The organism is Paractinoplanes aksuensis (assembly GCF_024137025.1).
GTDB classification, from domain to species: domain Bacteria; phylum Actinomycetota; class Actinomycetes; order Mycobacteriales; family Micromonosporaceae; genus Actinoplanes; species Actinoplanes aksuensis.
Genome location: NZ_JAMYJR010000026.1, coordinates 269321 through 293467 on the forward strand (window position 1 = coordinate 269321; position 24147 = coordinate 293467).

The window sequence follows — 24147 nt, forward strand, 5'->3', positions numbered from 1 at the left end:
GAAAATAGCGTTTCTGGTGTCAATCAACGACACGAGAGGCGCTGAGATGAACGACATGCTCGCGGTCCGGGTGGAAGGGCTCACCCGGACGTACGCCACCGACGGCCAGCCGGTCGCGGCCCTGGCCGGGGTGGACGCGGCGTTCGCCCGCGGCACGTTCACCGCGGTGATGGGCCCGTCCGGCTCCGGCAAGAGCACCCTGTTGCAGACCGCCGCCGGGCTCGACCGGCCCACCTCGGGCCGGGTCTGGGTCGGCGACACGGAACTGTCGAAGCTGTCCGAGACGAAGCTGACCGAGCTGCGGCGCGACCGCATCGGCTTCGTGTTCCAGTCCTTCAACCTCATCGGCGCGCTCACCGTCGAGGAGAACATTCTGCTGCCGTCCAAGCTGGCCGGCGAGCGGCCCGACTGGCACTGGCTGGGCGGCGTCATCGAGCGGGTCGGCCTGACCAACCGGCTGACCCACCGGCCGGCCCAGCTCTCGGGCGGCCAGCAGCAGCGGGTGGCCATCGCCCGCGCGCTCGCCGTGCGGCCCGACGTGGTCTTCGCCGACGAGCCGACCGGCGCCCTCGACACCGGCACCGCGGCCGAGGTGCTGGCCCTGCTGCGCTCGATGGTCGACGAGTTCGGCCAGACCGTGGTGATGGTGACCCACGACCCGGTGGCCGCCTCCTACGCCGATCGCGTGCTCGTGCTGGCCGACGGCCGGATCGTGCGCGACCTGCCCCAGCTCGGCGCCGAGAAGATCGCCGAGGTCCTCGCGACGCGGTGGAAGGCCTGATCATGTTCAAGCTCGCGATGCGCCTGCTGCGCCAGCGCCCCGGCACCTCGATCGCCACCCTGGTGGCCCTGGCCGGCGGCGTGATGATCCTGATGTCCCTGGCCGTGTTCGTGCAGTCCGGCCTGCAATTCAAGCCCGAGCCGAAGCAGTTCGCGGCGGCCGACGTGGTGGTCGCCCACCGGCACATCACGGTGTCCACCAAAGAGTTCGACGGCGACACGACCACCACGCAGGTGCCGCTGCCCGAGGGCACTGTGCCGGCCGAGCTGGCCGATCAGATCCGGAAGGTTCCCGGCGTCACCGACGTCCAGGCGGTGGACGGCGTCATCGCCATCAAGGCGCCGGAGAGCAGCTACGCCGCGATCGAGCAGCTGGCCGAGGGGGCCGGGGTCGAGGCGTACGCCGGGGACGAACGCGGATGGGCCGAGTGGTCCACCTCGATCGAGGCCCGGTCGCTGCTGGTCGAGGCGGGCTCGGCCTTCGGCGGCTACGTGGTGCTGCTGATCGTCTTCGTGGTGGCCGGCACGGTCGGCCTGTCCGTCCGGCACCGCCGCCGCGACCTGGCCCTGCTGCGGGCCGTCGCGGCCACCCCGGCCCAGGTCCGGCGGCTGGTCGTGGCCGAGGCGGCAGTGGTCGGGCTGGCTTCGGCGGCGCTCGGCGTGCCGGCCGGCCTCTGGGCGACCTCCCGGGTGCACGACCAGCTGGTCGACCGCGGATTCCTGCCGGCCGACTTCCCGATCGCCAACCCGGCCCTGGGCATCGTCTTCGCCATCGCCATGACGCTGCTGGTCGCGGTGCTGTCGGCCCGGATCGCGGCCCGCCGCATCGCCAAGATCCGCCCGGCCGAGGCGCTGGGCGAGGTCGCTGTCGAACCGGCCCGCGGTGGCCGCGTCCGGCTCGCCCTCGGACTGATCACGCTGGCCGGCGCCACGGTGTCGCTGTTTTTCGCGGCCGGGCTGTCGGGCACAGCGGCGCTGGCGGCCGCGGTCGGCATGCTCTACCTGTTCGTGCTGGCGATCTCGCTGCTGGCGCCCTGGGTCAACGGGTTCGCGGCCCGGGTGCTGGCGCCGGTGCTGCGTACGGTCTGGGGTGTCTCGGGCGAGCTGGCGGCGGCCAACCTGCGGGCCAACGCCCGCGGCATGTCGGCCGTGCTGAGCGCGCTCGTGCTGTCGGTCGGGTTCGGCGGCTCGGTCTGGTTCCTGCAGGACAACCTGCAGCGCCAGACGGTGGCCCAGAGCCGCGACGGCATGCTGGCCGACCGCGTGATCACCGCGCCGGAGGGGCTGACCCCGGCCACGGTGGCCAAGTTGCGACAGGTCCCCGGGGTCGAGGCGGCCACGGGCGTCCGGCACACGTCGGTCGTGGTCCGCATCTTCGACGGCGCCGAACCGGCCGTGGCCCGCGCGGTCGACCCGGCCCAGCTGACGTCCACGATGGATCTGAAGGTCCGCGAGGGCGACCTGGCCGGCCTGACCGACGGCACGATCGCGGTGTCGGCTCTGCAGGCAGCGTCCTCCAGCTGGGAAGTCGGCGACACGCCCGAGATGTGGCTGGGCGACGGCACTCCGGTCCGGCCGCGGGTGGTCGCGATCTACGACCGTGGCCTCGGCTTCGGCGACGTCCTGCTACCGCAGAAGAGCGGTTCGTACGACGAGGTGCTCGTCCGCACGGACGGCCGGGCCGACCAGCAACTGGCCGCGTTCGGCGCGGTCACCACGGCCGACCAGCTCTCCGGTCAGCTCAGCCGCGCCCTCGCGATCAGCGCCTGGCTCAACAAGCTGCTGATCGGCGTGATGGTCGGCTACGCGGCCCTGGCCGCCGGCAACACGATGGTCATGGCCGCGCTGGCCCGCGGCCGGGAGCTGGCCGTGCTGCGGCTGGCCGGGGTCACCCGGCGCCAGGTGCGGCGGATGGTCAGCGCCGAGCAGGTGGGCCTGCTGGGGTCGGCGCTCACGCTGGGCGCGGCGATCGCCGGAGCCACCCTGGTCGCCGTGGTGCACGCGCTGACCGGCACGTTCCTGCCCTACATCCCGCCGCTGGGCTGGGTGATCGTGCTGGGCGGCACGACCGTGCTGGCCCTGGTCACGACGATCCTGCCGGTGGGCCGCCTGCTCAGAGTCCCGCCGGTCCGTGCAGCGGGCACCAAGGAATAGCAGGCAGGATGGCCGGGTGGACAACCTTCCCGCCTGGCTCCTCGCCGAGATCGAGACCGTGCCGGCCTACCAGGCCTTCGCCGGGGTCGACGACCTGCACGCCGGGCTCCGGCGGATCGCGGACCGTCACCCCGGCGTCGCGTCGTTGCGCCGCTGCGGCAGCTCTCGCCAGGGCAACCCGCTGTGGTGCCTGACGATCTCGTCGGAAAAAGAGGACGCGCCCGAGGCGCTGGCCTTCGGCCTGCCCCACCCGAACGAGCCGATCGGCGGTCTGACCGCGCTGCACCTGGCCGAACGGCTGTGTGAGGACCCGGCGTTGCGGGAACGGCTGGGGCACACGTGGCGGATCGTGGACTGCGCCGACCCGGACGGGCTGCGGCTCAACGAGGGCTGGCTGGGCGGGCCGTTCACCCGGGCCCACTACGCCGAGCACTTCTACCGTCCGGCCGGGCGCGACCAGGTCGAGTGGACGTTCCCGGTCAACCACGGGGAGGCGTACTTCGACGAGCCGATCCCCGAGACGCAGGCGCTGATGCGGCTGATCGACGCGCACCGGCCGGCGTTGATCGCCTCGCTGCACAACAGTGAGCTCGGGGGCGCGTACTACTGGCTCAGCCGGGCCGAGCCCGCGTTGCACCCGGTGTTGCAGCGGGTGCCCGAGCACCTGGGCATTCCGCTCGACCGCGGCGAGCCCGAGGCGCCCGACCTGGTGCTGCTCGACGACGCCATCTACGAGGCGGCGCCGCTGGCCACCGTCTACGAGCGCACGATGGCCCGCAACGAACCGTGGATCTTCGAGGGCGGCAGCACCACCTGGTACGCCCACCAGTGGGGCTCGTTCATGCTGGTCAGCGAGCTGCCGTACTGGCTCGACGCGCGCGCCGGGGACACCACGCCGGCCGGGATCGGGTATGCCGAGGCGCTGGCGGCCAATGCGGTCGCGCTCACCGATCTGGCCGAGTTGCTCACCCGTACGCTGGCCCGGGTCGAAAGCCACCTGCTGGCCCCCACCTCCCCGTTCTGGCGGGCCGCGCGCTTCTACGCCGCGATGCTCGAGGGCGCCGGCCCGGCCCGGCTGGCCCGCAGCAAGGAGGCGGCCTCGGACCGGCCGGCCACGGTGGCCGAAGCCACCTCGCTGGCCCTCAACGTGCACGAGTACCGGCTGCGTTACGGCGGCATCCTGCGGCGGGCGCTGCGCGGGGAGGCCGCGGTGGGCAACGTCCGCGGAACGATTCGCGACGCGCTGGCCGAGGTGGAGCGCCGGTACGCCGAGTGGCTGGCCGAGGACGCCCGCGTGGCCGAGCTCGAACCGATCGAGATCCGTCGACTTGTCGCGGTGCAGTACGCGGCCACCATAGCGGCCGCGGCCCATCTGGCAGGACGTATGGAAATGTGACCTGAACAGCTCTGACTTGCGGATATGGTGGTGATCGTTAGGTTAGGCTCACCTATTAATCTTGATGGAGCCTTCATGCGCCTGCCATTTTCCCGCGCTCGCCGGCTGCTCCCGGTAGCCGTCCTCGGCGCTGCTGTCGCCCTCTCGGGGTGCTCGACGAGCGGCACCGAGGACGACAACGCGGCCCCCGGGACCGCCGCCTCGGGCGCGTCCCAGTTCCCGGCCACGGTGACCACCGCGTTCGGTGACGTGACGATCAGCAAGCAGCCGGAGCGTGTGGTCGCTCTCGGGTGGAGCGACGCCGACGTCGCCCTCTCGCTCGGCGTGCAGCCGGTCGGGGCGGCCGACTGGCTGGCCTTCGGCGGCGACGGGCAGGGCCCCTGGAACACGGGCAAGTACACGACCGCGCCCGAGATCCTGGGCACGCTCGAGCTCGACATGGAGAAGGTGGCGGCGCTCAAGCCCGACCTGATCCTGGACACCCGGTCGAGCGGTGACAAGGCCCGCCACGACCAGCTGGCCAAGCTCGGCGTCCCGGTGATCGACCCGCCCAAGGGCGGCGAGATGTACCTGACCTCGTGGGAGCAGCAGCTCGACATGATCGGCACCGCGCTCGGCAAGAAGACCGAGGCCGACAAGCTCAAGAGCGACCTCGAGGCGAAGTTCACCGCCGCCGCGGCGGCCAACCCGGGCTTCAAGGACAAGACCGTCGCGGCGGTCGCGCGCACCGGCGACGGCTGGGGCGCCTACGTCACCGGCGACGGCCGGGTCGACTTCCTGACCAAGCTCGGCTTCAAGAACGCGCCGGCGATCGAGGCCCTGAAGAAGGACTCGTTCTACATCCCGCTCTCCAGCGAGCAGCTCGACCTGGCCGACGCCGACGTGACCGTGGTGTTCCTCATCCAGGCCACGCTCGACCAGGTCAAGGGGGACAAGCTCTTCCAGGCCGTGCCGTCGGTCAAGGCCGGTCACGTGGCCTACATGGACAACAAGGACATCTCGAACGCGTTCTCGAGCTCGTCCGTCGCCGGCCTGTCCTACGCCGTGGACAAGGTCACCCCGCTGCTGGCCACCGCCGCCGGCTGACCATCGGTGCCGGACACGGACACCCGGCACCGCAGGGCCGCCAAGCTCTCCACCGGACTGGTGGTGATCGTGGCGGCCCTCGCGGGCGCCGCACTGCTGAGCCTCGCCGTCGGAGCCCGCGACGTGCCCTTCGGCACGGTGCTTCACGCCCTCGTGAACCCGGACCCGAACTCCACCCTCGACCTGATCGTGACCGAGTCGCGGCTGCCCCGCACGATCGTCGGGCTGCTCGCGGGGGCCGCGTTCGGCCTGGCCGGCGCCGTGATCCAGGGCGTCACCCGCAACCCGCTGGCCGACCCCGGCATCCTCGGCGTCAACGCCGGGGCCGGGCTGTTCATCGTCATCGCGATCAGCTTCTTCGGCATCACGAACCTGACCGGGTACGTCTGGTTCGGCTTCCTCGGCGCCGCGATCACCTCGGTGCTCGTCTACACGGTCGGCTCGATCGGGCGGGGCGGCGCCACCCCGGTCAAGCTCGCGCTGGCCGGCGCCGCGGTCACGGCCGCCCTGACCTCGTTCACCACCGCCGTGCTGATCACCGACGTCGACGCCTACGACCAGTTCCGGTTCTGGCAGGTCGGCTCGCTGGCCGGGCGGGGCACCGACATCGCCGTCCAGAGCATCCCGTTCCTGGTCGCCGGCGCGTTGCTCGCCTTCTGTTCGGCCCGGGCCCTCAACGCCCTGGCCCTGGGCGACGACGTGGCCACCTCGTTCGGGCAGAACGTGCTGGTGGCCCGGCTCATCGCGGCCGGCGCGGTGGTGCTGCTGTGCGGCACGGCCACCTCGATGGCCGGTCCGCTGGTCTTCATCGGCCTGGTCATTCCGCACATCGCGCGGGCCATCACCGGGCCCGACCACCGCTGGCTGCTGCCCTACTCGATGCTGCTGGCGCCGTTGCTGCTGCTGATCGCGGACGTGATCGGCCGGGTCGTGGCCCGTCCCGGTGAGGTGCAGGTCGGCATCGTCACCGCGATCATCGGCGCGCCCATCTTCGTGGCCATGGCCCGTCGCGAGAAGCTGGCCGAGCTGTGAAGGGCGGAGTGGTCGCGGCGACCCGCCGCCGCGAGAGCGCCCGGGCCCGCTTCGTCGCCGTCGCGCTGTCGGTCGGGGTGATCGCGATGTTCACGCTCACGCTGTCGTACGGCGACTTCCAGATCTCGCTGCCCGACGTGGTGCGTTCGCTGCTGGGGCAACCCACGCCGGCCGGCGTCGACTACATCATGCACGACCTGCGCCTGCCCCGGGCCTCCGTCTCGGCGCTGGCCGGGCTGGCCTTCGGACTGGCCGGCGCGATCTTCCAGCAGCTGCTGCGCAACCCGCTGGCCAGCCCCGACGTGATCGGCGTGAGCCAGGGCGCGACCACCGCGGCCGTGGTCACCCTGCTGGTGTTCGGGGTCGAGGGCGGCATCGTGGCCGCGGCCGGCCTGGCCGGGGCGTTGATCAGCGCGCTGGTCATCTATGCGCTTTCCTGGCGCAAGGGGGTGGGCGGGTACCGCTTCATCCTGGTCGGCATCGGCATCGGCACGGTGCTGACCAGCATCACCTCGTACATTTTGACCCGGTCCGACGTCAAGGTGGCGGCCGAGGCGATGATCTGGCTGACCGGCAGCGTCAACGGGCGCACCTGGGAGCAGATCGTCCCGCTGGCCGTGGCCGTGGTGATCCTGGTCCCGGTGGCGCTGACCCTCGGGCGGGTGCTCACCGGCATGCAACTCGGCGACGACCTGGCCACGGCCTTTGGCGTCCGGGTGCAGTGGAGCCGTTTCGCGTTGCTGATCGTGGCCGTCTGCCTGGCCGGCATGGCGACCTCGGCCGCCGGGCCGATCGCGTTCGTGGCCTTCATGTCCGGGCCCATCGCGGCCCGCCTGGTCGGCGGGGGACGACCCGTGCTGATCCAGGCCGCCCTGGTCGGCGCGCTGCTGGTGCTCGTCTCCGACTTCATCGGGTCGCACCTGCTGGGCCCCCGCCAGTTCCCCGTCGGCGTCGTCACCGGCGTCATCGGGGCCCCCTACCTGCTGTGGCTGCTGGCCACCGCCAACCGCTCCGGCCGAGGAGGATGACCGTGCCCCTGGATCTGAAGGCCGACCGGCTGTCGCTGGGATACGGCGAACGAACCATCGTCCGCGACATGAACATGCACCTGCCGACGGGCAAGGTGACCATCATCGTCGGACCCAACGCGTGCGGGAAGTCGACGTTCCTGCGGGGCCTGGCCCGGCTGCTGCCGGCCGCTTCGGGCGAGGTGCTGCTGGACGGCAAGTCGATCCACGCCACCCCCAGCCGCGAGGTCGCGCTGCAGCTCGGCATCCTGCCCCAGGGCCCGATCGCCCCCGACGGCATCACGGTGACCGACCTGGTCAGCCGGGGCCGGCACGTGCACCAGGGCTGGTTCCGGCGGTGGAGCAGCGACGACGACGACGCGGTGACCCAGGCCCTGACCGCGACCGGGACCCTGCCGCTGGCGGCCCGGCCGGTGGACGAGCTCTCGGGCGGGCAGCGGCAGCGGGTGTGGATCGCGATGGCGCTGGCCCAGCGCACCGGCATCCTGCTGCTCGACGAGCCGACCACCTACCTCGACATCAGCCACCAGGTCGAGGTGCTCGACCTGGTGACCGACCTCAACGAGGCCGAGGGCACCACCGTGGTCATCGTGCTGCACGAGCTCAACCTGGCCTTCCGCTACGCCGACCACCTGGTCGTGATGAAGGACGGCGCGGTGGTGACCGCGGGCAGCCCCAACGACGTGCTCAGCGAGCAGGTCATCGCGGACGTGTTCGGCATGCGCTGCCGCCTCGTCAACGACCCGATCTCGAACACTCCGATGATCGTCCCGATCGGCCGGCACCGGGTAGGGGAAGGCGATCGTCCGGAATAGGCTCTAACCTGCGGACATGCCTGACTTCGAGCGCGCCGATCTGAGCGGATCCCGGTTCACCGACGTCGACCTGCGGCGCTCGGTGTTCCGGGAAACGGACTTCTACGAGTGCGTCATGCGCGGTGTCTATCTCGGCAATGTGAACATCGACGGCGCGATCGAGAACCTGGTGATCAACGGTGTCGATGTGGTGCCGTTGATCGAGGCCGAGCTCGACCGGCGCGACCCACAGCGGGTCAAGATGCGCCCGGTCGACCCGGCCGGGTTCCGCGAGGCGTGGGACATCATCGAGCGGTTGTGGGCCGGGACGGTCGAGCGGGCCCGCCAACTGCCGGCCGACCAGCTGCACGTCTCGGTGGACAGCGAGTGGTCGTTCATCGAGACGCTGCGGCACCTGGCCTTCGCCACCGAGTCATGGGTGTCGCGGGCGATTCTGGGCGATCCGTCGCCGTGGCATCCGCTCAGCCTGCCCTGGGACGGCATGGAGGACACGCCCGGTGTGCCCCGGGACCGGTCGGTGCGGCCCAGCCTCGACGAGGCGCTCGCGGTGCGGCTCGACCGGATGGCGACCGTGCGCCGGGTGCTCGACGGGCTCACCGCTGAGTCGCTGGCCGCCGAAACGAAGCCGGTCGAGGGGGCCGGCTGGCCGCCGCCGCGGTCTTTCCCCGTACGGGAATGCCTGTTGACCGTCCTCAACGAGGAATGGCAGCACCGGCTCTATGCCGAGCGCGACCTTTCCGTGCTCGAGCGCTGAAAGTGCCACAGGATCGCCACCGGTGAGGACGCCGACGCCGAGTGGTAGGCCTCGGGCGCCTGGCCGACCAGACTCCAGGGCCAGGTGTCCCACTCCTCGATCGGGAACCGGCGGCCGGCGGTGCCGCCGTCGATCGGCTCGGCGCAGCCCCGCACCTCCAGGCCGACGGGCAGGGCCGCGGCCAGATAATCGCTCGCCCGATGCTGGTACGAGAAGATCAGCCGGGGTTCGTCGTCGTGCGTGCGGACGTGCGGCATCGAGCCCAGCAGCACCCGCTCGTGGTGGATGTCGGTGACGATCAGGTGGCCGCCCGGCTTGAGCACCCGGGCCAGTTCGGCGAAGGCGGGCTTCAGGTCGGGCAGATGAGCCAGGGCGAGGGCACAGATCACCAGGTCGGCGTGCTCATCGGGCAGCGGCAAGGCATCCAGGTCGCCGTCACGGAATTCGGCCTGCGGCACGCGTACGCGGGCCCGCGCCAACATGTCGGGCGAACTGTCCACTCCGGTCAATCGAAAGCCCCGCGCCGCCAGATACTCGGTGTGCCGCCCGGTGCCGCAGGCGGCGTCCACCGCGACCCCCGGTTCGAGCCGATCGACGATCTCGTGGACGAACGGTTCCTCGTACGCGAAAAGGCCGTTTCCCGGTTGGTCGTACGTCTCGGCCCACACGCGATAGCCGGAGACAGTGTCGACAGCTTGAGCCTCCACCCCGTCACCGAGCCCCGGGTCGTCGAGCAGCCGGCGGATCTCGGCCACCCGCTGCTCGGCGAAGGCGCGATCGTGCTCGCCCCCGTACGCGCGCAACAGCGACAGCCCCTGAACCCCGAGCAGATAGTGCAGCGGATGCTGGTAGATCACGCCGCCGACGCTAGGGCTGCTCGTCGGCCGCCGCCACTGCATTACCGGCACGGTCGCTGTGCCCGAGCGAGCGGCCGGGCGCGATCCGGTCGCGCACCAGCCGCTTCAACTCGGTCAGTTCCGGGTGGCCGCTCTCTTTGCGCGACCAGATCAGCTCGTCGTCGAGCCGGATGTCGAACACCCCGCCGGTCCCGGGCACCAGGGCCACCTCACCCAGCTCTTTCTGGAACGTGGTGAGCAGCTCTTGTGCCGTCCACGCGGCCCGCAGCAACCAGCGGCACTGCGTGCAGTATTCGATCTCGAGCCGGGGTGTCCTCGTCACAGTTCCCGATTATCTCCCGGGGCGACGTCGTGGTTGATCCGGAACAGGCGTCCTGGCGAATCAGGCCGGTTCCAGCACCTTCTCATCGGGGGCGGTCTCGGCCGGGCGCACCGAGCGCAGCGACCACAGCGCGATCGGAATGCCCACCGCGACCAGGGCCGCCGCCACCACGAGCGAGAACTGGTAGCCCGCGAGGTAGCGGTGCAGTTCGCTGCCGGTGGCCGCGTTCGAGCGGTTGGTCAGAATGGCGCCCAGGATCGTGATGCCGAGCAGGCCGAACACCTCGCGCGAGACGTTGAGCATGCCCGAGGCGATCCCGGCCCGGCTCAGCGGCAGCGCGCCCACCACGACGTTGTTCAACGGCACGAGCAGGCCACCACCGACGCCGTAGACCACGAACCAGGGCAGCAGGTCGAGATACGTGGTTCCTTCCCCGTACGACGAGATGCCGGCCACCGACACCGCCATGAGCGCGAGGGCCGCGGCCACCGTGCGGGCCGCCCCGAACCGCGCCTCGAGCCGCGGTGCGAGCGTGGCCATCACGGCCATGACCAGCGCCATCGGCACGAACGCGGCGCCCGCCTCGGTGGGTGAGAAGCCGAGCACGTTCTGCATGTAGATGGCCGTGTAGAAGTAGATGCCGAACACGCCGAACGCCCACAGGCCCATCGCGAGCAGCCCGCCGCTGAACACCCGCATGCGGAAGAAGCCGAGATCCATCATCGGGTTGGCCGAGCGGGCCTCGATGATCACGAAGGCGATCGCGCCCGCCGCGGCCAGGGCGAAACCGGCCAGGATGCCGCCCGACGTCCAGCCCCGCGACTCGCCCTCGATCAGCGAGAACGTCAGGGCGAAGAGGGCGATCGAGGACGCGGCCAGGCCGGGCAGGTCGAGCCCCTTGGCCGTGCCCCGCCGCCCGGCCGGGATGCTGACGGCCGCGAGCACGGCCGTGGCCACGCCGATCGGCGCGTTGATCAGGAAGATCCAGCCCCACGAGACGTGCTCGCTGAGCCAGCCGCCGGTCAGCGGGCCGATGGCCAGGGCCAGCGCGCCCACCCCGCCCCAGATGCCGATCGCCGTGCTGCGCTCGCGCGGGTCGGGGAACAGCGCCGGCAGCAGGGCCAGCGAGGCCGGGGTGAGCAGGGCGGCGCCGATGCCCTGGACGGCCCGGGCGCCGATCAGCATCTCCTGGTTCTGGGCCAGGCCGGCGACCACCGAGGCCACGGTGAAGACGGCCAGGCCGGAGAAGAACGCGACCCGCATGCCCAGCACGTCGGCGATGCGGCCGCCGGCCAGCAGCAGGCCCGCGAAGACCAGGATGTACGAGCTGGCGATCCACTCCAGGCCCTCGATGCTCAGCCCGAGGTCGCGCTGGATGGAGGGCAGAGCCACGTTGACGACGTTGTTGTCGAGGTAGGTCATGAAGGTCCCGAGCGCCACCGCGACCAGCGCCCACCACCTGCGATTCTTCTCCATCGAGTCCCCCTGTACGACGTACCTGTACGTTGTAGATGTACGTCGTACATGAGACCTGTACGTTGTATGGTTGTCAAGTGGCGGCAGAGAGACTGAGCAGGGCGACGGTGGCCGAGGCGGCCCTGCGTCTGGGCGATACCGAGGGCCTCGACGCGGTGACGATCCGTCGGCTGGCCCAGGCCCTCGGCGTCACCCCGATGGCGCTGTACTGGCATTTCAAGAACAAGGACGAGTTGCTGCGCGGCATCCTCGACCACGCGCTGACCGACGTCCGGGCCGACCGCAGCGCCGCTGACCCATGGCAGAAACAGCTGCGGGCCATGGTCGAGGTGCTCGTCGACGTCTTCCGGCGTCACCCGGTGCTGCCGGCCCTGCTCCATTCGGTCGACAAGGACGAGGTCAGCAGCTTCACCCGGGCCACCGAGGACACGCTGGCCCTGCTCGCCCAGGCCGGCTTCGACGTTCGGGAGGGCTACTGGATCGGCAGCTATCTGCTGCACGGCGCCATCGGCCTGGTCGACGCGCAGCCCGAGGTGCCGGACGCGATGCCGGCGGCCGAGGGGCGTGAGTGGCGGCGGCAGCGGCGGGTCGAACTCGAGTGCCTGCCCGCCGACACCTTCCCGATGATGGTGCAGTTCGGGGCCACCTACGCCGGCGAGCCCGATGTCGAGCGTTACTACACGTTCGGCATCGACCTGCTGATCAACGGGGTCGAGGCGTCGGTGCCGCCTACTTCGTGAAGGTGAAGTACTTGTAGCCGCCGTACGTGCTGGTGTTCACCGTGTCGCCCGACTTGGCGTAGACGTACGACGCCCGTACGCGATATTTGAGCCCGACCGTGTGGGTGCCGGTCAGGTCGTTGTAGGCCTTGTTGCCGTACAGCCGGGAGTAGGTCGCGATCCACGGTCTCCACTGCTTGCCGTCGTGATACTGGATCTCGAGCAGTGCCGACCGGCCCGGGTAGGGCGACATGCTCGTGATGAACCGGGGATCCACTGTCGACCGCAGGAAGTGGTACGACACCGAGCCGATGTTGCCGGTGCCGTAGTGCCGGTCGAGTGCGACCGAGACGCTGACCTTGGTGGCGACCGTCGACCGGACGGTGCGGGCCGAGGTGAAGTTGTCGCCGCGGAAGATCGCCGACATCGTCGTGGTGCGGGTCAGCTTGAACGCCGCGGTCACCACGCCCTTGCTGTTCGCGGTGGCCTTGCGCACCAGGCGGTTCGGCTGGTCGGTGCCGTACGGGTCGGCCCAGATCTCGACCGTGCGGTTCGACGAGGTCGGGCCGAGCTTGGCGGTGAAGGTCACTGTCGACCCGGCGGCGAACGTGCTGCCGTTGCGGTCGAGGGTGAGCGTCGTCGCCTTGGTCGTGCCGACCTGGAACGACTTCGTGGCGCTGGTCGGCTTGTAGTCGGCGTTGCCGGCGAGGGCGACCGTGTAGGTGACCGTTCCGCTGCGGACCGGCTTGTCACTGATCGAGAAACTACCGTTCGCGGGTACGGTCGTCGGCCCGACCCGGCGGCTGCCGGTCGAATCCTTGCGGGTGATCACCACGGGCAGACCGGCCGGAACCGGTGTTCCGAAGACGCCGGTGATCGTGGCCGTCTGGCCGAGGTCCACCTTGGCCGGCACGGTCAGCTGGACCGAGGTGGTCAGGACGGCCGGGTCGCCGAGGATCTGCAGCGTGTAGGTGCTGCCGCTGCGGGACACGCCGAACAGGCGCGGGCCGCCGGGCTGCCAGGCCAGGCCACCGGGCTGCAGTGTGCCGCCGCCCGGCAGGGAGAACTGCCGGGTGGGTGTGGCCGAGCCGGGCGCGAAGACCGAGACGGCCTTGGTCGCCGTGCTGCCGATGCCGACGGCCACGGTGCCGTCGGTCCGGACGGCCACGGCGGTGCCGTCGGCCCCGGCGGTGTAGTTCTGGATCGTGCTCAGGTCGGCCGGCTTCACCGCGCGGGCCAGGCCGGCCGGGCCGGTCACGAGCAGACGGCTGCCGTCGGCGTTGGCGACCAGGTCCCGCGTACGGCCGAGGCTCTGGGACGCGCCGGTGGAGGGCGTCGCGGTCGAGACGTCGAAGACGCTGACGTCCGTGCCGGCGGCCGCGACGAGCGAGCTGCCGCCGGCGGCCAGCAAGGGAGCCTCGTCGAACGTCGTAGTGATGACATCCGGAGTCAGCTCGGGTTCCTCGTCGCCGCCCCGGGGGAGCTTGCCGATCCCGCCGTCGGCCTCGCCGAACCACAGCGCGCCCCGGGCCTCGGCCAGGGTGAACGGCCGCGCCGCGGGGTTCGGGCCGTAGGTCGCGATCTTCTGGCCGACCTCGTTGAACGCGACGATCGAATGGGCGCCGGGCACCGCCGCGAAGACGTCGCCGTCCTTGGCCAGCAGCAGGCCGCTCACGCCGGGCAGGTCGGCGGTGGTGCTCTTGACCGCGCCCGCGTAGTCGGTCTTGTACACCTTCCCGGCGGCCGGGTCGGTGATGTAGATCAGCCCGTTCGCGCCGTCGACCAGGATGTCGCCGAACGAGGAGATCGGCAGGTCGACCTTGAGGTCGACGGCCGAGGCCGGGCCGGGAACGCTCAGGGCGAACGCGGTCGATCCCGCGACGAGGGCGGCCGACAACGCTGCTCGCGTGATCCGATGAGGCACTCGGGGATCGTACGGGGGTGGGTGGCGGGCTTCGATCGGCCGAACGGATCGACGCCCGCCACCCTTTGACCTGTTACTTGTTCGCGGTCTCGCCCTCGAGCACGCGGTCGCCGCCGGCGTCGGCCGTAGTGATGGCGATGCGCCGCGGCTTGGCCGCCTCGGCGACCGGGATGGTCAGCGTGAGCACACCGTCCTGCCAGGTCGCGGTGATGCGGTCGAGGTCGAGGCCGTCGCCCAGGGTCAGCCGCCGCTCGAAGGAGCCGGTGGCCCGTTCACGGCGCAGCCACTGCACTTCGGCGTCGGTGCGCGGCGACCGCTCGGCCCGGATCGTCAGCACGCGCCCGTCGACGCCCACGTCGACCGAGCCGGGGTCGATGCCCGCGAGGTCGCAGTGCAGCACGAAGTGGTCGCCGGAGCGGTAGAGGTCGATCGGCATCGCGATCGGGGCGACACCGCCGCCGCTGGACGCGCCGAGCATCTGGCCCGCCAGCCGGTCGAACTCACGGAACGGATCGAAAGTCAGCACCACGGGATCCACCTCCTGCAGACGGCCCGCCGGCCTTTCCGGCGGGGCACGTGGCGCTCGGCTCAGATCAATGCGCCGAGGTCGTGCGGCTCGTCTCGCGGTATCTCATCACCGCGGTGAGCAGCAGCGACAAGTAATTTTTTAGCACTCGACGGCGAGAGTGCCAAGTCCTTCCGGCGAAATTTTGTCGGACCCGATCGGTAGCGTCGGGGCATGAGTCGTACGCGGGCCTGGGTCGCTCTGGCGGCGTTGTCGCTCGGCGCCTTCCTCTACGTCACGGTCGAGACGCTGCCGATCGGTCTGCTCGCCGCGATGGCGGCCGACCTGGGGGTCAGCGAGTCCTCGATCGGTCTGCTGGTGACGGCGTACGCGCTGGTCGTCGTGGTCGTCACGGTCCCGCTGACCCGGCTCACCGCGGCCTGGCCCCGCCGCCGCCTGCTGGCCGTGCTGCTGGCCGTCTTCGCGGTCGCCACCGCGCTGTCGGCCCTGGCCGCCAACTATCCGTCGTTGCTGGCGACGCGGGTCGCCGTCGCTGTCAGCCAGTCCGTCTTCTGGGCCGTGGTCACTCCGGCCGCGGCCGGTCTGTTCCCGCGCCACCTACGCGGCCGCGCTCTCTCCATGGTGTACGCGGGCAGTTCGACCGCGCCGCTGGTCGGGGTGCCGCTGGGCACGTGGCTGGGCCAACAGGCCGGGTGGCGCCTGCCGTTCCTGGCCCTGGGCGGGCTGGGGGTGATCGTCCTGGTGGTCGTGCTGACGCTGCTCCCCGAGACCCCGCGCGGCACCGGCGACGCCGACCACGGGCTGTTCCCCGACGCCGGTCGCTACCGCATGCTGGTCGTGGCCAGCGCCGTCACCGTGGCCGGGGCCTTCGTCGCCTTCACCTACATCGACCCCTTCCTGACCCGGGTGAGCGGCTTCGACCCCTCGGCGCTGGGGCCGGTCCTGCTCCTGCGCGGCGTCGCCGGCCTGCTCGGCGTGGTGGTCGCGGGTCTCGTGGTGACCCGGTGGGGCTGGCCGAGCTGGCTGGCCGCGACCGTCGTGCAGACGCTGGCGCTGGCCGCCCTGTTCACCTTCGGCGCCAACCGGTGGGCCGCGGTCGCCGCGACCGCCCTGGCCGGCTTCGCCCTCTCGGGCGCGGCCTCGGTGCTGGGCACCCGGGTTCTCGAGGTCGCGCCGGGCACGACCGACATGGCCTCGGCCGGCACGTCCACGGCCTTCAACGTCGGCATCACCGCGGGCGCCCTGCTGGGCAGCGCGCTGCTGACCACCTCGGGCCCACGGGCGCCCGCGCTGGCCGGGGCCGCCCTGTCCGCCCTGGCCTTCCTGGTCGTGCTGGCCGAGCCGCGGTTCGCCACCGCCCGCCGCCGCCAACCGGTGACGGCCGGGGGCTGAGTGTCAGCGGCATCACGGTCGCGGGCCGGGCCGGCGCGGCAGACTGTGGGCATGCGCGCATTCCTGATCACCGGGCCCGGGCGGTCCGAGGTCGTCGACGTCGAACCGCCGGTGGCCGGGGACGGCGAGGTGGTCGTGGATGTGGAACGGGCCGGCGTGTGCGGCACCGACATGGAGTTCTTCAGCGGCGAGATGGCCTATCTGGCCAGTGGCGACGCGGCGTACCCGGTGCGCATCGGCCACGAGTGGAGCGGCACGGTCTCGGCCCTCGGGGCCGGGGTCGACCTGTCCTGGCTGGGCCGGCGGGTCACCGGCGACACCATGCTGGGCTGTGGCAAGTGCGCGCGCTGCACCAACGGGCGGCAGCACCTGTGCGCCGACCGCTACGAGATCGGCATCCGGCACGGCTGGCCCGGTGCGCTGGCCGAACAGCTGCCGGTGCCCGCGCGGGCCCTGTTCGCCCTGCCCGACGTGGTCGACGCCACGCTGGGGGCGCTGGTCGAGCCGGGCGGCAACGCGTTGCGCGCGGTCCAGGCGGCCCGGCCCGAGCCGGGCAAGAAGGTGCTGGTGCTGGGGCCGGGCACGATCGGCCTGCTGGCCGCCATGTTCGCCCGGGCCGGCGGGGCCGAGGTGCACCTGCTGGGCGCGACCGCCGAGTCGCTTGCCTTCGCCCGCTCACTCGGCTTCGACCATGCCTGGACCCGCGACGATCTGTCGCACGTGCCCTACGACGCGATCATCGACGCGACCAATGCCGTGTCGCTGCCGGCGTTCGCGCTCGACCGCGTCGAGCCCGGCGGGCGGGTCGTGTTCATCGGGCTCGCGCCCGAACCGTCCCTGGTGGACACTCGACAGGCGGTGCTCAAGGACGTCACCCTGACCGGCGTTCTCAGCGCCTCGGGCGGCCTCGGTGCGACCATCGAGGCGTACGCGTCCGGGGCGGTCGACCCGAGGCCGCTGGTCGCCGAGACGGTCGGGCTCGACCAGGCGGCCGAGGTCCTGGCCGGTCGGCGCCGCGGATCGGCACCGAAAATTCACATCGACCCTCGAGGGTGAGGCTATGAGCTACGTGGTGGTGGGCGGCGGGCTGGCGGCCGCCAAAGCGGTGGAGGCCCTGCGCGACGAGGGCTACCAGGGCCCGGTCACGCTGATCGGGGCCGAGACCGACCGGCCGTACGAGCGTCCGCCGCTCTCCAAGGGCCTGTTGCTGGGCACCGACGAGCCCGACAGCCCGTTCGTGCACTCGCTCGCCTGGTACGACGAGCACCACGTCGACCTGCGGCTGGGCGCCACCGTGACCGCCGTCGACCGGTCGGCCCGGGTCGTGCGGCTGGCCGGCGGCGACGAGATCGCGTACGAGCGCCTGCTGCTCGCGACCGGGTCGAGCCCGCGTCCGCTCCCCGTGCCCGGCGGTGAGCGGGCGCTGCTGCTGCGGACGCTGGCCGATTCGCACCGGATCTCCGAGGCCGTCACCCCGGCCACCCGCCTCGTGGTCGTCGGCGCCGGCTGGATCGGCCTAGAGGTGGCCGCGGCCATGCGCAGCCGCGGCGCCCAGGTGACCGTGGTCGGCGCGACCGCCCTGCCCCTGCAAAAGGTGCTGGGCGACGAGATGGCCTCGGTCTTCGCCGACCTGCACCGGGCCCACGGCACCGAGTTGCGGCTGGGCACCCACGTCACCGAGGTCACCGCGACCGAGGTCGTGCTGGCCGACGGCACCCGGCTGCCGGCCGACGTGGTAGTCGCGGGCATCGGCGTGACCCCGAACGTCGGGCTGGCCACCGAGGCCGGCCTGACCGTCGACAACGGCGTGCTCGTCTCGTCGAGCCTGGCCAGCAGCGACCCCGACATCTTCGCCGCGGGCGACATCGCCAACATCGAGCACGCCTTCCTCGGCCACCGGGTGCGGGTCGAGCACTGGGACGTCGCCATCCACACCGGTCAGGCCGCGGCCCGGGCGATGCTGGGGCGCGAGGTGGCGTACGACCGCTTGCCGTACTTCTTCACCGACCAGTACGACCTCGGCATGGAATACACCGGCTCGGCCCCGCTCGACGCCGAGGTGCTGGTCCGCGGGGATGTCGGTGCCCGCGAATTCATCGCGTTCTGGCTGGTCGACGGCCGGGTGGTGGCCGGCATGAACGTCAACATCTGGGACGTGGCCGACCGGATCGGCGACCTCATCCGCTCGCGGGCGGTGATCGACCGCAAGCGCCTGACCGACCCGGCAGTGGAGCTAGGGTCCGTGCTCGGCTGATCCTCTTGGCCGGTCTGTGCGTGATCTTTGGCCACTTCGCGCAGGTCGGAGGCGTGATCGCACACGCTGTCCGTCGGGTCCGGGGTCAGTCGTCGACGCTGGCCGGGAAATCCCACGGACCGACTGCGGGGGGCGAGCGGTGTCGACCGACTGGTGGCCGGCCGAAGTGGTGCAGCACGATCGCCGCAGCCCTGACATCGCGGTGTTCCGCTGCCGGACGCTGCGGCCGCTGCCGTTCCGGGCCGGCCAGCACGTGCCGATCGAGTGCCCGTACCTGCCGTGGCGGTCGGCCGCGTACTCGATGGCCAACGCGCCTCGGCTCGACCGGGTGCTCGAGTTCCACGTCCGCGCCCCGGACCGGGCCGACGGGGTGTCGGCGGCGCTGGTCCATCGGCTCAAGCCCGGCGACACGCTGCGGCTGGGCGCACCGCGCGGGTCGCTCACTCTCGACCCGTACTCCCGACGGGACCTGGTCTTCGTCCCGGCCGGAACCGGGCTGGCTCCGGCCAAGGCGCTGATCGAGGAGTTGTCGCGCTTCAACCGGACCCGCTGGATCCACCTCTTCCGGGGCGAGCCCGACGACCCCAGCTTCTACGATCGCCGGGCGCTCGACCTGCTGGCCGAGCGCCATCCGTGGCTGACCATCACCCGGGCCCGGGCCGGGCTGGCCGACCTGGTGGCCGCCCACGGACCGTGGCCCGACCACGACTTCTACGTCAGCGGCCCGCCCGCGGCGGTGGCCGCCATCGTCCATCGGCTGGAGTCCTGCCGAGTGCCGCCCACCCGGATCCGCTACGACGACGTGGCTCTCAAAATCTGAGCCGCTGGCCCGGATAGATCCGGTGCGGGCTCGACAACACGCCGCTGTTCAGGCGGTACAGCGTCCGCCAGCCCCCGGCGACGTCGGTCCGGTCGGCGATCGACCCGAGGGTGTCACCAGCCCGTACGACATACGAGCGCCCGGCGGAATCGGCCGTCTGCGCGGTGACCGTGGCGGGTGGCGGTGGTGCCGGCGTGCTCGAACGGCCCTTGCGCCCGCAGGTCGGCCAGGCGCCGATGCCCTGCCCGTCGAGCACCCGCTCGGCGATCTGGATCTGTTCGGCCCGGGTGGCCTGGTCGGCGGTCGCGGCGAACCGGGATCCGCCGTACGCCCGCCAGGTGCTGCGGCTGAACTGCAGGCCGCCGTAGTAGCCGTTGCCGGTGTTGATGCTCCAATTGCCGCGCGATTCGCAGTGGGCGACGGCGTCCCAGTTGACGTCGGCCCGGGCCGCGGTCGCGGGCGCCGCCAGCACGGCGCCGGTCACCAGGGCAACGAAGGTGTGGATTTGTGGCATGACAGAAGACCCTCCACGCCTACGAGGTCAGCTGTCGGGTTCGGGCTGAGGTGCCCGGCCGCGCGAAAAGGCGGCTTCACCCCGAGGCGCGCGTACGCGCCGAGGAACGTGGGTCCCCCGCTCCATGCCGTGAGTGGTGAGTCCGACGGGCGGCGGCAGGACTCGGCGTTCCGCCCGTGGGGCCGGCGGCACATCAGTGCAGGTCACCCGGCCAGATGGGTACGGTTGCAAACGGTTCGAGACTAAACCGGCCGAGCGGTTTCCGGAGCGCTGATGGAGAATCCACCATCATGAGCGATCGCGTACGGGATCACGACATCGTCGTCTACGGGGCCTCCGGGTTCGTCGGCGCCTTGACCGCCCGCTACCTGGCCGAGCACGCCCCGGCCGGTACCCGGATCGCCCTCGCCGGCCGCTCCGAACCCAAGGTCGCGGCCGTGCGCGACCAGCTCGGTGTCGACTGGCCGGTCCTCGTGGCCGACGCCGCCGACACCGTCGCGCTGGCCCGCCTGGCCGGGTCGGCCCAGGTCGTGATCAGCACGGTCGGGCCCTATCTCAAGTACGGCGCGGCGCTGACCCGGGCCTGCGCCGAGGCCGGCACCGACTACGTCGACCTGACCGGCGAGGTCGTCTTCGCCCGGCAGAGCATCGACGCCAACCACGAGCGGGCCCGGGCCACCGGCGCCCGCATCGTGCACTCGTGCGGCTTCGACTCGATCCCGTCCGACCTCGGCGTGCACGTGCTGGCCGGGCAGGTGGCGGCCGACGGCGCGGGCGAGCTCACCGACACCACCATGGTCGTGACCAGCCTGCGCGGCGGGGTGAGCGGCGGCACCCTCGACACACTGCGCCACCAGCTCGACGTGGTGAAGGCCGATCGCGGCCTGCGGCGCATCGCGGCCAGCCCGTACTCGTTGAGCCCCGACCGCGGAACCGAACCCGATCTGGGGCGGCAGGGCGACATGGCCACGGTCAGCGGCGCCGACGTTCATCCGTCGTTGCGGGGCACGCTGGCGCCGTTCTTCATGGCGTCCTACAACACGCGGGTCGTGCGCCGCAGCAACGCCCTGCACAACCATCGGTACGGCCGGCGGTTCCGCTATCGCGAGACGATGAGCGTCGGCACTTCGCCGTTGTCGCCGGTCATCGCCAACGGGGTCAAGCTGGGCTTCGGGGCGCTGGTGGCGGGGCTGATGCTGCCGCCGACCCGGTTCGTGCTCGACCGCGTGCTGCCCAAGCCGGGCAGTGGACCCAGCCCGCAGGCACAGCGCGACGGGCACTTCACCCTCGACTTCTTCACCACGACGACGTCCGGGGCGCACTACACGGCCCGGTTCCGGGCCAAGGGCGATCCGGGGTACGGCGCCACGGCCGTCATGCTGGGCGAGTCGGCGCTGGTGCTGGTCCATGACCGGGAGGCGCTGCCGCCGTCGGAGGGCGGGGTGCTGACGCCGGCCACGGCCCTGGGTGACGCGCTGATCGACCGGCTGCGCACGGCCGGTATGGAGATCACCGCGCGCAAGCTCTGACTTCGCCCGCTCGCGCTTCTGGCCCGCTCCGCTTTTGGTTCGCTCGCGCCTTGGTCCGCGCGGGCCTCGGATCGTCGTGCTACAGACCGGCGGCGGTCGTGGTGAGGGCCAGGGCGATGCCGGTCAGGTGCTCGGCGAGGTCGTCGGGGTCGCCGGCCATGTCGTGCGAGATCCATTCGATGATCACCTCGCTGAGCCCGGCCACCAGGGCCAGCAGGGTGCGGTCGTACCCGATCTGATCTTTCGGGGTGCCCACCGCCCGCTTCAGCACGGCCGCGACGAACTGCGCGTCCTCGCGCAGCACCCCGCGGCGCCGGGTCTCCATGCGGGGCGCGTTCACATAGATCACGCGGGCGCTCTCGGGGTGGGCTCGCAGCATGCTGACCAGGGTGTGCAGGGCCGGGCGGAACACTTCGGCCAGGCTCGCCGGCCGGTCCGGGATGGCCGCGGCGACCCCGCGCAGCAGCCACTCGTTCTGTTCGCGGTTGACCTTCAGCAGCAGGTCGGCCCGATCGGCGAAGTGTTCGTAGAAGTACCTTTTGGACACTTTGGCACCCGTGCACACCTCGGCCACGGTGACGTCCTCGTAGTCGCGGGTGCCGAAGAGGTGCACGGCCGACGCCAGGATCCGGGCCCGCCTCTCGCTGGCCCGTTGCTCGCGTGACTGCCCGGCATAGGTCTCACCCCGCCGGGTCGCCGCCGTGGTTGGTTCCTCCACGGCACCTACGTTACGACCAGTCGGATCATCCCACTCGACAACCCTCCACATTGGTCAGAGATCTCGTGGTCAGAGCCAAGATCCGGGCATCATCCCGCGAATCCGTCGCACACGGTAGCGGGTATCCGACGTTCCGGGCATGACCAATCACTCATCGGCTTCATATCCTGCGCTACTGGCCGGAATTGGTCCTTACAGGCAGGATTCAATCATGGCCGGAAGCCGTCTCCCTTTCCCGCTCACACTGACGGGGGACGGCATCACTCTGCGCGAATGGCGGTCCGAAGACCTGGAAGACCTGGTCCGCATGCTTGACGAGCCCGAGATCGCCCGTTGGTCGCCGATGCCGTCGCCGTTCGACCACGAGGCCGGTGTCGCCTATCTGAAACGCTGCTATCAGAATCGGGTCAGCGGTCAGCGGATCCAGCTCGCGATCGTCGCCGCCGGCCGCCCGGTCGGCGAGGTGCTGCTCTTCGGCGTCGACCTCGGTCTCAAAGAGGCCGAGCTGGGCTACCTGGTCGACGCCCGCGAGCGCCGGCGAGGCCTCGCGTCGGGTGCATTGTCACTTCTTTCGGCGTACGCCCAGAGCAGTCTCCATCTGGGCCGGCTGCTGCTGCGGATCGACCCCCGCAACGTGAGCAGCACCGCCGTGGCCCGGCGCTGCGGCTACCGGCTCACCGGCGAGGCGCCGATCCTGCAGGAAGGCCCGCACGGTTCGAGCCGCCTGGACACGTGGGAACTGGTCGAAGGGCAGGCCGACAGCCGCCGCGATCGGCAGAAAAATGTCGCAGCCCGGCGGTACGGTCGTCGCACCTAGAACCTCGAGGGGGTGCCGTGGTCACCGTCGACCGTGCACAAGCCATGGCCTACCGGGTGGCCGCGCTGGGCCTGGCCGAGCGCAGTTCCGCCCGCCCGGCCGACCTGCCGATTCTCGATCTCGGCGTGCAGGAATACACGCCCGGCTCGGCCCAGGTCGCGCTGGCCGCCCGCACCAGTGCCGACCCGGCCGACGACCGCCTGATCACCGTCTGGGCCGCCCGCGGCGCGCCCCACCAGCACCGCCGGGCCGACCTGCCGGCCCTGGTCGAGCAGCTGTGGCCGATCAGCGACGCCGACGCCTCGGCCCGCATCAAGAGCGGCCAGATCCCCGAGGGCATGAGGCTCGGCCTTGAGGCGTTCCGGGTCACCGCCGAGGCGTTCCGCCAGGTCGTCAAAGAGCCGATGCCCCGCGGCGAGGTGAGCACCCAGGTCAGCAAGCTGGTGCCGCGCGCGTTGACCTACGAGTGCCGCAGCTGCGAGGCCCGCCACATCGCCGGCAACGTCTGGCAGCATTCCGGCCTGCCCGGCGGCATCGAGATCCAGTCCCGCGGCCGCGACGCCATGCTCGGCCCGATCCCCGACGCGCCCCCGCGCCCGTCCGAAAACAACGGGATCGCCGAGCTGATCCTCACCTACCTGCGCTTCCTCGGCCCCGCCACCCCGATCGAGGTCGGCAAATACCTGGGCAGCGCCACGGCCGAGATGAAATCCGTCTGGCCCACCGACCGCCTGACCGAGGTCAAGGTCGAGGGCCGCAAAACCTGGCTGCCCACCGACGCCCTCCCCACCCTGAAGGCAGCCACCGCCCCGTCGTCAACGGTCCGATTCGTCCCACCGATGGACCCGCTGCTGCAGGCCCGCGACCGCGACATCCTGGTGCCCGACCGCGCCCGCCAGAAAGAGGTCTGGCGAATCCTCGGCAACCCCGGCGCCCTCTTGCTCGATGGCGAGATAGCCGGCGTATGGCGAGCCAAGCTGGCCGGCCGCAAACGGCTCGACCTCACCGTCACGGCGTTCGGCTCCCTGTCCGCCACCCACCGCAAACAAATCCAGACAGAAGCGGCCGAGGTGGCCCGAGCCCGCGAAACCCCCGAAGCCACAGTCACCTTCGAGTAACCACATCGCCCCGCCCCGCCCCGCCCCGCACCGCGCCGCACCGCCCCGCGCCGCACCGCACCGCGCCGCACCGCGCCGCGCCGCACTGCACCGCACCGCACCGCACCGCACCGCAC

Annotated in this window: 23 protein-coding genes and 1 riboswitch; of the genes, 16 read left to right on the forward strand and 7 right to left on the reverse strand. The window is 71.5% G+C overall.

Translation table 11 applies throughout. The features are described 5' to 3' along the window. The first annotated feature begins 55 nt into the window (after nt 1–55). From M1L60_RS23700 to M1L60_RS23735, 8 genes are all read left to right on the forward strand, one after another. A complete protein-coding gene (locus M1L60_RS23700) occupies nt 56–781 on the forward strand; it encodes an ABC transporter ATP-binding protein (RefSeq protein ID WP_253239704.1) in 726 nt (241 codons plus the stop codon). A 2-nt stretch (nt 782–783) separates the two neighbouring features. Then, nucleotides 784–2934, forward strand: coding sequence for an ABC transporter permease (locus M1L60_RS23705; RefSeq protein ID WP_253239673.1), 2151 nt, complete (start codon nt 784–786; stop codon nt 2932–2934). A 16-nt stretch (nt 2935–2950) separates the two neighbouring features. Next, complete coding sequence (locus tag M1L60_RS23710; protein WP_253239674.1) at nt 2951–4330, forward strand: M14 family zinc carboxypeptidase; 1380 nt, start codon at nt 2951–2953, stop codon at nt 4328–4330. A gap of 75 nt (nt 4331–4405) precedes the next feature. Beyond that, nucleotides 4406–5416 (forward strand): iron-siderophore ABC transporter substrate-binding protein, encoded by a 1011-nt coding sequence (locus M1L60_RS23715; protein ID WP_253239675.1) that lies wholly within the window; start codon nt 4406–4408, stop codon nt 5414–5416. A 6-nt stretch (nt 5417–5422) separates the two neighbouring features. Continuing rightward, on the forward strand, nt 5423–6448 hold the full coding sequence (locus tag M1L60_RS23720) for a FecCD family ABC transporter permease (RefSeq protein WP_253239676.1): 1026 nt from the start codon (nt 5423–5425) through the stop codon (nt 6446–6448). Next, on the forward strand, nt 6445–7476 hold the full coding sequence (locus M1L60_RS23725) for a FecCD family ABC transporter permease (RefSeq protein ID WP_253239677.1): 1032 nt from the start codon (nt 6445–6447) through the stop codon (nt 7474–7476). Before M1L60_RS23720 ends, M1L60_RS23725 begins: the two co-directional genes overlap by 4 nt. Then, entirely contained in the window at nt 7473–8291 is an 819-nt protein-coding gene (locus M1L60_RS23730; protein ID WP_253239678.1) for an ABC transporter ATP-binding protein, read from the forward strand. Before M1L60_RS23725 ends, M1L60_RS23730 begins: the two co-directional genes overlap by 4 nt. Nucleotides 8292–8307: 16 nt before the next feature. Further along, nucleotides 8308–9045 carry a DinB family protein gene (locus M1L60_RS23735; protein WP_253239679.1) on the forward strand — a complete coding sequence of 246 codons (738 nt, stop codon included), beginning with the start codon at nt 8308–8310 and terminating at the stop codon, nt 9043–9045. Here M1L60_RS23735 and M1L60_RS23740 read toward each other — a convergent pair. Genes M1L60_RS23740 through M1L60_RS23750 form a run of 3 tightly spaced genes read right to left on the reverse strand, consistent with a single transcriptional unit; the run spans nt 9009 to nt 11700 of the window. Further along, nucleotides 9009–9902 (reverse strand): class I SAM-dependent DNA methyltransferase, encoded by an 894-nt coding sequence (locus M1L60_RS23740; RefSeq protein ID WP_253239680.1) that lies wholly within the window; start codon nt 9900–9902, stop codon nt 9009–9011. The genes M1L60_RS23735 and M1L60_RS23740 overlap by 37 nt on opposite strands. Nucleotides 9903–9912: 10 nt before the next feature. Next, nucleotides 9913–10224: an Rdx family protein gene (locus M1L60_RS23745; protein ID WP_253239681.1), complete on the reverse strand. Its 312-nt coding sequence runs from the start codon at nt 10222–10224 to the stop codon at nt 9913–9915. Between the two features lie 60 nt (nt 10225–10284). After that, entirely contained in the window at nt 10285–11700 is a 1416-nt protein-coding gene (locus tag M1L60_RS23750; RefSeq protein ID WP_253239682.1) for an MFS transporter, read from the reverse strand. A gap of 77 nt (nt 11701–11777) precedes the next feature. On the opposite strand from M1L60_RS23750, the gene M1L60_RS23755 reads away from it, so the two are divergent. Then, nucleotides 11778–12440 (forward strand): TetR family transcriptional regulator, encoded by a 663-nt coding sequence (locus M1L60_RS23755; protein ID WP_253239683.1) that lies wholly within the window; start codon nt 11778–11780, stop codon nt 12438–12440. Here M1L60_RS23755 and M1L60_RS23760 read toward each other — a convergent pair. Together M1L60_RS23760 and M1L60_RS23765 are read right to left on the reverse strand one after the other, a co-directional pair. Beyond that, a complete protein-coding gene (locus M1L60_RS23760; RefSeq protein ID WP_253239684.1) occupies nt 12430–14343 on the reverse strand; it encodes a hypothetical protein in 1914 nt (637 codons plus the stop codon). The genes M1L60_RS23755 and M1L60_RS23760 overlap by 11 nt on opposite strands. A 73-nt stretch (nt 14344–14416) precedes the next feature. Continuing rightward, nucleotides 14417–14872 (reverse strand): Hsp20/alpha crystallin family protein, encoded by a 456-nt coding sequence (locus M1L60_RS23765; protein WP_253239685.1) that lies wholly within the window; start codon nt 14870–14872, stop codon nt 14417–14419. Between the two features lie 210 nt (nt 14873–15082). Here M1L60_RS23765 and M1L60_RS23770 point away from each other — a divergent pair, with 210 nt between their 5' ends. From M1L60_RS23770 to M1L60_RS23785, 4 genes are all read left to right on the forward strand, one after another. Next, nucleotides 15083–16261 (forward strand): MFS transporter, encoded by a 1179-nt coding sequence (locus tag M1L60_RS23770; protein ID WP_253239686.1) that lies wholly within the window; start codon nt 15083–15085, stop codon nt 16259–16261. Nucleotides 16262–16312: 51 nt separating this feature from the next. Then, nucleotides 16313–17317, forward strand: a complete 1005-nt coding sequence (locus M1L60_RS23775; RefSeq protein ID WP_253239687.1) for a zinc-dependent alcohol dehydrogenase — start codon at nt 16313–16315, stop codon at nt 17315–17317. A 4-nt stretch (nt 17318–17321) separates the two neighbouring features. After that, nucleotides 17322–18515, forward strand: coding sequence for an NAD(P)/FAD-dependent oxidoreductase (locus M1L60_RS23780; protein ID WP_253239688.1), 1194 nt, complete (start codon nt 17322–17324; stop codon nt 18513–18515). Nucleotides 18516–18654: 139 nt separating this feature from the next. After that, nucleotides 18655–19335, forward strand: coding sequence for an FAD-binding oxidoreductase (locus M1L60_RS23785; RefSeq protein ID WP_253239689.1), 681 nt, complete (start codon nt 18655–18657; stop codon nt 19333–19335). On the opposite strand, the gene M1L60_RS23790 is transcribed toward M1L60_RS23785, so the two are convergent. After that, entirely contained in the window at nt 19325–19849 is a 525-nt protein-coding gene (locus M1L60_RS23790) for a LysM peptidoglycan-binding domain-containing protein (RefSeq protein ID WP_253239690.1), read from the reverse strand. The two genes, M1L60_RS23785 and M1L60_RS23790, sit on opposite strands and share 11 nt — an antisense overlap. Before the next feature lie 2 nt (nt 19850–19851). Further along, nucleotides 19852–19998: riboswitch (cyclic di-AMP (ydaO/yuaA leader) on the reverse strand. A 141-nt stretch (nt 19999–20139) separates the two neighbouring features. Between M1L60_RS23790 and M1L60_RS23795 the strand changes: the two genes are divergently transcribed. Further along, complete coding sequence (locus M1L60_RS23795; RefSeq protein WP_253239691.1) at nt 20140–21378, forward strand: saccharopine dehydrogenase family protein; 1239 nt, start codon at nt 20140–20142, stop codon at nt 21376–21378. A gap of 79 nt (nt 21379–21457) precedes the next feature. Here the strand turns inward: M1L60_RS23795 and M1L60_RS23800 are convergent, their stop codons facing one another. Beyond that, the gene (locus tag M1L60_RS23800) at nt 21458–22096 is read right to left on the reverse strand and encodes a TetR/AcrR family transcriptional regulator (RefSeq protein ID WP_253239692.1); all 639 of its coding nucleotides are present in this window, start codon (nt 22094–22096) and stop codon (nt 21458–21460) included. A 211-nt stretch (nt 22097–22307) separates the two neighbouring features. Here M1L60_RS23800 and M1L60_RS23805 point away from each other — a divergent pair, with 211 nt between their 5' ends. Together M1L60_RS23805 and M1L60_RS23810 are read left to right on the forward strand one after the other, a co-directional pair. Further along, a complete protein-coding gene (locus M1L60_RS23805; RefSeq protein WP_253239693.1) occupies nt 22308–22913 on the forward strand; it encodes a GNAT family N-acetyltransferase in 606 nt (201 codons plus the stop codon). Between the two features lie 17 nt (nt 22914–22930). Beyond that, complete coding sequence (locus M1L60_RS23810; RefSeq protein WP_253239694.1) at nt 22931–24031, forward strand: DNA glycosylase AlkZ-like family protein; 1101 nt, start codon at nt 22931–22933, stop codon at nt 24029–24031. Nucleotides 24032–24147 lie beyond the last annotated feature (116 nt).